The organism is Frankia sp. AgKG'84/4 (assembly GCF_023242965.2).
GTDB lineage: Bacteria > Actinomycetota > Actinomycetes > Frankiales > Frankiaceae > Frankia.
This window is the reverse complement of record NZ_JALKFU020000273.1, coordinates 1-6,837: the sequence shown is the minus strand read 5'-3', so window position 1 is coordinate 6,837 and position 6,837 is coordinate 1. Positions and strand designations below refer to the sequence as shown.

General features: G+C 71.2%; 6 protein-coding genes. 4 read left to right on the top strand and 2 right to left on the bottom strand.

What is annotated here, in order from left to right; genetic code table 11:
- Positions 1-1,509, bottom strand: a 1,509-nt coding sequence (gene miaB / locus MXD58_RS16645; RefSeq protein ID WP_518478213.1) for a tRNA (N6-isopentenyl adenosine(37)-C2)-methylthiotransferase MiaB, incomplete at its 3' end; no start/stop codon positions are given.
- Positions 1,510-1,812: 303 nt separating this feature from the next.
- Between miaB and MXD58_RS16640 the strand changes: the two genes are divergently transcribed.
- From MXD58_RS16640 to MXD58_RS16625, 4 genes are all read left to right on the top strand, one after another.
- Positions 1,813-2,547, top strand: a complete 735-nt coding sequence (locus tag MXD58_RS16640) for an amino acid ABC transporter ATP-binding protein (RefSeq protein WP_308301980.1) — start codon at positions 1,813-1,815, stop codon at positions 2,545-2,547.
- A 21-nt stretch (positions 2,548-2,568) separates the two neighbouring features.
- Positions 2,569-3,489 carry a glutamate ABC transporter substrate-binding protein gene (locus MXD58_RS16635; protein WP_248838296.1) on the top strand — a complete coding sequence of 307 codons (921 nt, stop codon included), beginning with the start codon at positions 2,569-2,571 and terminating at the stop codon, positions 3,487-3,489.
- A 61-nt stretch (positions 3,490-3,550) separates the two neighbouring features.
- A complete protein-coding gene (locus tag MXD58_RS16630) occupies positions 3,551-4,171 on the top strand; it encodes an amino acid ABC transporter permease (protein ID WP_248838351.1) in 621 nt (206 codons plus the stop codon).
- The gene (locus MXD58_RS16625) at positions 4,168-5,052 is read left to right on the top strand and encodes an amino acid ABC transporter permease (RefSeq protein WP_248838295.1); all 885 of its coding nucleotides are present in this window, start codon (positions 4,168-4,170) and stop codon (positions 5,050-5,052) included. The genes MXD58_RS16630 and MXD58_RS16625 overlap by 4 nt, the downstream gene beginning before the upstream one ends.
- A 71-nt stretch (positions 5,053-5,123) precedes the next feature.
- Here the strand turns inward: MXD58_RS16625 and rny are convergent.
- The coding region (gene rny, locus MXD58_RS16620; RefSeq protein WP_284678462.1) for a ribonuclease Y at positions 5,124-6,837 on the bottom strand (1,714 nt) is incomplete at its 5' end.

The window sequence follows — 6,837 nt, the reverse complement described above, 5'->3', positions numbered from 1 at the left end:
GGCGGGGGCCACTGGGCGCACACCCGGCATGCCCAGGACGACCGCCGGGCGGGCGGGGTCCGCGGCGGGCTGGCGCTGGGATACCTCCCAGGCATCGCCGGCACGGGTGCGCCGATGGGTCAGCAGCGGGCCGTCGGCGGTCAGATGATGCGGCGCCGCCCGCGTCACGACCGTCTCCACGATGTCGCCGGGGCGCGGCGCCTCGCCGCCATAAGGGCGCGCGGCGGCGAGATCACCGGAGCGCGCGGTGGTGGTGTCCGGCTCGGCGCGGAAGTGGACGAGCCGGCCGTCGCGGGCCCGGCCGGAGCGCCGACCGGTGGCGTCGTCCTTGCGGCCCTCGCCCTGCGCGACCAGTAGCTCGACCCGGCGGCCGACGAGCTCGCGGTTCTGCGCCCAGGAGCTTTCGTCCTGCAGCGCCACGAGGCGGCCGTACCGCTCGCTGACCGTGGCGCGGTCGACCTGGCCGTCCATCGTCGCGGCCGGGGTACCGGGCCGCGGGGAGTACTGGAAGGTGAAGGCGCCGGCGAAGCGGGCCTCGCGGACGACGTCGAGGGTGTCGGCGAAATCGGCCTCGGTCTCGCCGGGGAAGCCGACGATGATGTCGGTGGTGATGGCGGCGTCGGGCATCGCGGCGCGGACCCGCTCGATGATGCCGAGGTAGCGCTCCCGCCGGTAGGACCGTCGCATCCGGCGCAGCACCGCGTCCGAGCCGGACTGCAGCGGCATGTGCAGCTGGTGGCAGACGTTCGGGGTGCTGGCCATTGCCTCGATGACGTCGTCGGTGAAGTCGCGCGGATGGGGCGAGGTGAACCGCACCCGTTCCAGCCCCTCGATCCGGCCGCAGGCGACGAGCAGCCGGGCGAACGCGCCGGGGTCGCCGAGCGAGCGGCCGTAGGAGTTCACGTTCTGGCCGAGCAGGGTGATCTCCAGCGCGCCCTCGGCGACCAGTGCCTCGACCTCGGCGAGCACGTCGCCCGGCCGCCGGTCACGCTCCTCGCCGCGCAGGCTGGGGACGATGCAGAAGGTGCAGGTGTTGTCGCAGCCGACGCTGATGCTGACCCAGGCGGAGTGGTGGCTGGCCCGCCGCGTCGGCAGCGAGCTGGGGAACACCTCCAGCGCCTCGGCGATCTCCAGCTGGGCGGCGGCGTTGTGCCGGGCGCGTTCGAGCAGGACCGGCAGCCGGTGCAGGTTGTGGGTGCCGAAGACGACGTCGACCCAGGGGGCGCGGTCGAGGATGGTGGAGCGGTCCTTCTGCGCCAGGCAGCCCCCGACGGCGATCTGCATGCCGGGATGGCTCTTCTTCACCGGGACGAGCTGGCCGAGGTTGCCGTAGAGCCGGTTGTCGGCGTTCTCCCGCACCGCGCAGGTGTTGAAGACGACGACGTCCGCCTCCGCGCCGGGGGCGGCCGGGACGTAGCCGGCGGACTCGAGCAGGCCGGAGAGCCGTTCGGAGTCGTGGACGTTCATCTGACAGCCGAACGTGCGTACCTCGTAGCTGCGGCCCATCACGCCCACAAGCGTACGGCGCGCCGGACGTGGCCTGCCGACGCGGGCGTGGCGGGCTCCGGGCGGTCGCCAGCGGGCCCGGCGGTCCACCCAGGCTGCGTTATGTCGTGGAACATACAGTTTTAGATGTTTGGCGGCTTCCTGCGCTAGTGTCCGCGAATGTGTCCGGCGGACAGGGACTCCACCGGACGCATCCCCCGCCATATCTGTCGGACCCACGACTGATCCGCGCGCCTGGCGGCATCCGCGTGTCGCCGCCGGGATGATCGGGACTCATCCGTTTCGCGACCGTGTCGGGAGGTCGGCGTGCCCCTGGTAGCGCTGGAGGGGGTCGGAAAGTCATTCGGTGACAACCGGGTGCTGACCGACATCGATCTGACCGTCGAATCCGGGGAGGTCGTGGTCGTCATCGGACCCTCTGGCTCCGGCAAGTCAACGCTGTGCCGCTGCGTCAACCGGCTGGAGACGATTGACACCGGCCGCATCCTCTTCGAGGATAAACCACTCCCCGCCGAGGGCCGGGAGCTCGCCCGGATGCGTTCCCGGGTCGGCATGGTTTTCCAGTCGTTCAATCTTTTCGCGCACCGCACGGTGCTGGACAATCTGACGATCGGGCCGATGAAGGTGCTCGGGCAGAAACGGCCGCAGGCCGAGGCCCGGGCTCGGGAACTGCTCGACCGGGTGGGAATCGCCGACAAGGCCGACCGGCTCCCCCGCCAGCTCTCCGGCGGCCAGCAGCAGCGGGCCGCGATCGCCCGGGCGCTGGCGATGGATCCGGTGCTCATGCTGTTCGACGAGCCCACCTCCGCACTGGACCCGGAAATGATCTCCGAGGTCCTGGATGTCATGCGCTCGCTGGCCTCGACCGGCATGACCATGATCGTGGTCACCCACGAGATGGGTTTCGCCCGCTCCGCGGCGGACCGGGTCGCCTTCATGGCCGACGGCCGCATTCTGGAGATCTCCCCGCCGGACACCTTCTTCGACGCGCCGGAATCCGAGCGGGCCCGGGACTTCCTGGCCCGCATCCTGCGGCACTGAGCCACCTTGAGAGGATCGGCCATGCGCACTCCGTTCAGACGAGGAACCCCCGGCCGACTGCGGGCCGGCGCGCTGCTTCTCGGCGCGACGCTGCTCGCCGGCGTCGGCCTGACCGCCTGCGGCAGTAGCAGCGACGGGGACAGCGACGCGGACAAGGCCGCGCCCAGCGCCTCGGCCAGCTTCGCCCCGGGCACGACGATGGCCCGCCTGCACGATGCCGGCAAGATCACCGTCGGGACCAAGTTCGACCAGAACCTCTTCGGCCTGAAGAACCTCAGCGGAAAGCCCGAGGGCTTCGACGTCGAGATCACGAAAATCATCACCGACGCGCTCGGGATTCCGCGCGACAAGGTGAACTTCGTGGAGACCGTCTCGGCGAACCGCGAGCCGTTCATCCAGCAGGGCCGGGTCGACATGGTGGTCGCCACCTACACCATCAACGACAAGCGCAAGAAGGTCGTCGACTTCGCCGGGCCGTACTACGTCGCCGGCCAGTCGATCATGGTTGCGAAAAACAACACCGACATCACCGGTAAGGACTCGCTGGCCGGCAAGAAGGTGTGCTCGGTCAGCGGTTCGACCCCGGCCGAGAACATCCGGACGGTGGCGCCGAAGGCCGATCTCGTGCTGTTCGACGGGTATGCCAAGTGCGCGGACGCGCTGAAGAACGGACAGGTGGACGCCGTGACCACCGACAACGTGATTCTGCTCGGCCTCATCGACAAGGACCCCGACGCCTTCAAGCTGGTCGGCGGGACCTTCACGAAGGAGCCGTACGGCATCGGGATCCGCAAGGGCGACACCGCGTTCCGGACGTTCATCAACGACACGCTCGAGGCCGCCTACTCCGACGGGCGCTGGGCGAAGGCGTTCAAGGACACCGTGGGCAAGGTCGAGCCCACCACCCCGACCCCGCCGCCGGTGGACCGCTACACCTCCTGATCGCGCGCATCGCGCCGACGAAGGGAGCACCACGATCCACGCCGTCCTCGACAACCTCGACATCTTCGCCGAGGGCCTGCGCCGCACGGTCGGGCTGAGTCTGTTCGCCGCCCTGGCGGCGCTGGTGCTCGGGACCGCCCTGGCGACGATGCGGGTCTCGCCGGTGCCGCCGCTGCGCTGGCTCGGCACCGCCTACGTGGAAACGGTCCGCAACACCCCGCTGACCGTGGTGTTCTTCTTCGTCGTGTTCGTCCTCCCCCAGGTCGACGTCGTGTTCTCGTACTTCACGTTCGCGGTCGTCGCCCTGTCGATCTACCACGCGGCGCTCGTCTGCGAGGCGGTCCGGTCCGGCGTCAACGGTGTCGACGCCGGACAGGCCGAGGCGGCGCGGGCACTCGGGTTGACGTTCTCGCAGTGCCTGCGGCTGATCGTGCTACCGCAGGCCGTGCGCAACGTGATCCAGCCCCTGGGCAGCGTGATCAGCGCGTTGATCCGCAACTCCTCGATCGCCGCGGCGTTCGGCGTCCAGGAACTGACCGGGGTGGTGCAACGGCTGACGACGGCGAACCCGGACTCGGTCATCGCCGTGCTGCTCGGTGGCGTCGTCGGCTACCTGATCCTCACGCTGGCGCTGGCGGGCCTGCTCACCCTCACCGAGCGGCGCCTGGCGGGTGCGCGGTGAGCGGCACGCCGATCGTCCTCGCGGATCCGCCGGGGCCCCGCACCCGGCGCCGCATCCTGATCGCGAGCGTCATCGCGGTGCTTGTCCTGGCCGCGCTGATCACGCTGGCGGCGGTGCGGCTGGCCGACAAGGGCCAGTTCGACAGCGAGCTGTGGAGTGTCTTCGTCGACAAGCCGGAGATTCGCACGCTGCTGTGGAACGCCTGGCTCGACACGCTGCGGGCGGCGGCGGTCGGGATGGTGCTCGCAGCGGCGCTGGGAATCGGGCTGACCATCGCCCGGATGTCCCGGTACCGTGCGGTCCGGATCGTGGCCACCTCGCTGGTGGAACTGCTGCGCAGCCTGCCGGTGCTGATGCTGATCCTGTTCGCCTACCTGGGGTTGCCCGCGCTGGGCTGGCAGCTGTCAGCGTTCTGGGCGCTCGTCCTGGGACTGACGGCGTATAACGGCGCCGTGCTCAGCGAGATTTTCCGCGCCGGCATCGGATCGATCGACCGGGGCCAGACGGAGGCCGCCGCCGCGCTCGGGCTGCGGCCGATGCAGGTCTTCCGGATCGTCCAGTTCCCGCAGGCGGTGCGGCGGATGAGCCCGACCCTGGTCACCCAGCTGGTCACCCTTCTCAAGGACACCTCGCTCGGCTTCGTGATCGCCTACAGCGAGCTGCTGCGCACGGGCCGGGGCGCGGTGGAGTTCCTCGGTAGCCGCTACGCGTTGCCGATCTACACGGTGATCGCGCTGATGTACATCGTGACGAACGGGTCGTTGTCACTGCTGGCCCGCTGGCTGGACCGTCGGCAGAGCCGCCGTCTCGACCACGGGCACGCGCGGCTGGCGATCGACTCGGCGGTGGCCGGGGTCACCAACGCACCGGGCACCGGCTGACGCTGGCTTCCCGGCAGGCCGGCGCACGCGGGCCGGGGAACCGCCGGGGCACCGCCGGGGCACCTGCTGGATCAGCGGGCGGTGCCCACCGCGCGGGTCTCCCGGACGACCGTGACACGGATCTGGCCGGGGTAGGTGAGCTCGTCCTCGATCTGGCGGGCGACATCGCGGGCGAGCAGGTGGGCGGCGGCGTCGTCGACCTCCTCGGGGACGACCATGACCCGCACCTCCCGGCCGGCCTGCATGGCGAACACCCGGTCCACCCCCGGGCGGTCGCCGGCGATCTGCTCGATGCGTTCGAGGCGCTTCACATAGGACTCCAGGCTGTCCCGGCGGGCACCCGGTCGCCCACCGGAGATCTGGTCCGCCGCCTGGGTGAGCACAGCGCACAGTGAGCGCGGCGCGACCTCGTTGTGATGGGCCTCGATGGCGTGCACTACCTCCTCGTCCTCCCCGTAGCGCCGCGCCACGTCGGCGCCGATGATCGCGTGCGAACCCGCGACCTCGTGGGTCAGCGCCTTGCCGAGGTCGTGGAGCAGGGCGGCACGCTTCGCCAGCGGCAGGGCCATGCGCAGCTCTGCCGCCATGATCCCGGCCAGGTGGGCGCTCTCGATCAGGTGGGCGAGCACGTTCTGGCCGTAGCTGGTGCGGTAGCGCAGTCGCCCGAGCAGGGTCACCAGCTCCGGATGCATCTCGGCGACACCCGTTTCCAGCAGGGCGTCCTCGCCCGCCCGCACGCAGAGTCCCTCGACCTCGATCTGGGCCCGCGCGTATTCCTCCTCGATGCGGTGAGGGTGGATGCGACCGTCGGACACCAGCGCCGCCAGCGTGAGGCGGCCGATCTCGCGGCGCACCGGGTCGAAGCAGCTGAGCAGGACGGCTTCCGGCGTGTCATCGATAAGGACGTTCACTCCGGTGACGGATTCGAAGGCCCGGATGTTGCGGCCTTCGCGACCGATGATCCGGCCCTTCATCTCATCGCCCGGCAGGTGCAGCACGGTCACGACGCTCTCCGTGGTCTGCTCCGAGGCGATGCGCTGGATGGCGGTGGTGACGATCCGCCGCGCGCGCTCCTCGCCCTCCTCCTGGGCCTGCGTCTCGATCTCCCGCACGAGCAGCGCCGCCTCGCGCCTGGCTTCCTGTTCCATGGCCGAGACCAGTTCGGCACGGGCCGCGAGGGCGGTGAGACCCGCGACCTGCTCGAGCGCGTGGCGCCGGGCGGCCTCGGCGTCGGCCACCTCGGCCGCGCGTCGATCCACCTCGGCGGCCTGCTCCCGCAGGTCCTCGTCGCGCCGGGCCAGCCGTTCCGCCTGCCTTTCCAGATCAGCGGCGCGTTCGGCGGCCCGCCGCTCACGGGTGTCGAGGGCGGCCCGCAGCCGCTGCAGCTCGGTGCGGCTGACCCGGGCGTCATCCTCGAAGGCGGATCGCACCCCGGCGATCTCCGCGCGGGCGGCGGCCAGCTCGGAACTCGCGGCCTCGCGCGCGGCCGACTCGGCCCGGGCGGCCTCCTTCGCCGCCTGCGCCAGCGCGCGCTCCCGCAGCGAGGTCGCCTCTTCGGTGCCTCGTCGGCGAATCTCCTCGGCTTCCCGCTCCGCGCGGGCGAGTCGCTCCCGGACCTCGCGCTCCGCACGGGTGAGGACCTGCGCGGCCTCCGCCTCGGCCGCGAGGACCGACTGGCGGGACTCCGACTGGCGGGACTCCGCCCGCACGCTGCCGCCAGCCTGGCCGGGCGAGCGGACCTGCGTCCCGGCGGCGGCACCGGCCTCGGTCGCACGGCTCCCGGAG

What these genes read in the sequence shown, in the direction of transcription:
- MXD58_RS16635 (WP_248838296.1), top strand. Translation starts at nt 2,569, where the DNA reads ATGCGCACTCCGTTCAGACGAGGAACCCCCGGCCGACTGCGGGCCGGC.